Source organism: Streptomyces sp. MnatMP-M17 (assembly GCF_900091995.1).
GTDB lineage: Bacteria > Actinomycetota > Actinomycetes > Streptomycetales > Streptomycetaceae > Streptomyces.
This window is the reverse complement of sequence record NZ_FMDK01001106.1, coordinates 1-2,407: the sequence shown is the minus strand read 5'-3', so window position 1 is coordinate 2,407 and position 2,407 is coordinate 1. Positions and strand designations below refer to the sequence as shown.

Sequence of the window (2,407 nt, the reverse complement as noted above, 5' to 3'; positions counted from 1 at the left end):
GGTCGCCAGCCGCTCCGGATTGATGTCCAGGACGTCGACGGCGGCGGCGCCGGTGCGCTTGGCGAGTTCGAGCATCATCAGTCCCATGGTGCCCGAACCGTAGATCAGCACCTCGGCGCCGAGCGTGGAGCTGAGGACATCGTATCCGCGGACCGCGCAGGAGAGCGGCTCGATCAGCGCCGCGTCCCGTACGTCGATATGGTCGGGCAGCTTGACACAGTTGGCGACGGGCGCGACGGCGTACTCGGCGGCGCCGCCCGGCTTGCTGACACCGATCGCGTTCCACCGGTCGCACAGATTGCCGCGCCCGGCCCGGCAGTAGCGGCACTCGTGGCAGTACAGCGACGGATCGACCGCCACCTTGTCGCCCACGGCCAGTTCAGTGACGTCGGAGCCGATTTCCACGATCTTACCGGCGAACTCATGGCCGGGCACGATCGGCAGGGTGGGTGCGAACTCTCCCTGGAGAATGTGCAGATCGGTGCCGCACAGGCCGCACGACGCGACGGAGACGACCACATCCCGGGGGCCCGGGGTGGGATCGGGCACCGTCGTGACGGAGACCTGGCCGACGGCTTCGACGATCGCTGCCCTCATTACTTAACAGCTCCAAGAGAAAGGCCCTGGACCAGCTTGTCCTGGGCGGCGAAACCGGCTGCGAGCACCGGCAGGGAGACAACGACGGACGCCGCGCAGAGCTGGGCGAGGAAGAGCCCCTGGCTGGTGACGAAGCCCGTCAGGAAAACAGGTGCGGTCTGGGCCGTCACCCCGGTGAGCACCCGGGCGAAGAGCAGCTCGTTCCAGCTGAAGATGAAGCAGATCAGGGCGGTGGCCGCGATGCCCGGCGCGGCCACCGGTGCCACCACCCGGGCCAGCACGGTCGGCAGCCGGGCGCCGTCCACCTGGGCCGCCTCGATGATGGAGACCGGGACGTCCGCGAGGAAGGACTGCATCATCCAGACCGCGATCGGCAGATTCATCGAGGTGTAGAGGATGACGAGCAGCCAGATGTTGTCCAGCATGCCGGTGTTCTTCGCGAAGAGATACACGGGCAGCAGTCCGGCGACGACCGGCAGCATCTTCGTGGAGAGGAAGAAGAACATCACATCCGTCCACTTCTCCACCCGCTTGATGGAGAGCGCGTACGCCGCGGGAAGCGCGAGGACGAGCACGAACACCGTGGAGAACAGCGACGCGGTCAGGGAGTTGATCAGAGGCGGCCAGGGGCTCGCGCCGCCTCCCGCGCCGAAGAAGACCCGGTAGCTGTCGAGGGTGAGTCCCGCGCCGAAGGAGGGCGGATTGGTCGCCGCGTCCGCCTCCGAGTGGAAGGAGGTGAGCAGCATCCAGAGCGCCGGCAGACAGAAGACGATTCCGACGATCCAGGCCAGCAGACCGAGCCCGGCGGAGCGCCGCCTGGCCCGCTTGGCGGCGGGCGCGTACGGATCGATCCTGGGGCGTGCGACCGGTGCCGCGTGCGGGGCCGAGAGGGTACTCATGCGCGGTTCGCCTCCTCACTGAAGAGGGACGAGACCACACGCAGGGCGAAGGTCGCGATCACGATCGTGCCGATCACGACGACGACTCCGGCGGCGGAGGCCAGTCCGTACTCGTGAGCCTGGTAGAAGGTCTGGTAGATGGTGTACGGGAGGTTCGCGGTGCCGAGCCCGCCCGAGGTGAGGGTGAAGACCGCGTCGAAGTTCTGCACGATGTAGATCGAGCCGAGCAGGACGCCCAGTTCGAGATAGCGGCGCAGATGCGGCAGTGTCAGATAGCGGAAGGTCTGCCAGGTGGTGGCGCCGTCCAGCTTCGCGGCCTCGATGATCTCGGCCGGCCTGCTCTGGAGTCCGGCGAGCAGGATGAGCATCATGAACGGCGTCCACTGCCACACCAGGGCCGCCTCGACCGCGATCAGCGGCATGTCGGAGATCCAGTCCGGCTGGGCCGGGCTGCTCACTCCGAAGAGTCCGGTGAACCAGGCCCAGGCTCCGTTGAACAGACCGTACTCGGGGTTGTAGAGCGCGTGCTTCCACAACAGCGCCGCCGAGACCGGGACCAGCAGGAACGGCGTGATCAGCAGCGTACGGACAAAGCCGCGGCCGAAGAACTTGCGGTCCAGCAGCAGGGCCAGCAGCAGTCCGAGGATCACACTGGCGATCACGACGCTCGCGGTGAGCAGGACGGTGGTGAACACCGATTCCCGCAAGCTCGCGTCGGAGAACACGGAGCCGTAGTTGGCGAGTCCGGCGAAGCTGCGCTCGTCGGGAGCCAGCGAGTTCCAGTCGAAGACCGAGATCACCAGTGTCGCCACGAAGGGCAGCTGGGTGACCGCGATCAGAAAGACGAGCGCGGGCAGCAGCGGGGCCCGGGTGGCCCAGGCGCGGGCCCGGCCGGAGGCCCTCCGGCCGGC

3 protein-coding genes are annotated in these 2,407 nt (G+C 67.6%); all 3 read right to left on the bottom strand.

Features of this window, described 5'->3' with window-relative positions; genetic code table 11:
* Positions 1-597, bottom strand: a 597-nt coding sequence (locus GA0115259_RS36555) for an alcohol dehydrogenase catalytic domain-containing protein (RefSeq protein ID WP_161230578.1), incomplete at its 3' end; no start/stop codon positions are given.
* Positions 597-1,496 (bottom strand): carbohydrate ABC transporter permease, encoded by a 900-nt coding sequence (locus GA0115259_RS36550; RefSeq protein ID WP_202450676.1) that lies wholly within the window; start codon positions 1,494-1,496, stop codon positions 597-599. The genes GA0115259_RS36550 and GA0115259_RS36555, both read right to left, overlap by 1 nt.
* On the bottom strand, positions 1,493-2,407 hold a 915-nt coding region (locus tag GA0115259_RS36545), incomplete at its 5' end, for a carbohydrate ABC transporter permease (RefSeq protein ID WP_107469398.1). The genes GA0115259_RS36550 and GA0115259_RS36545, both read right to left, overlap by 4 nt.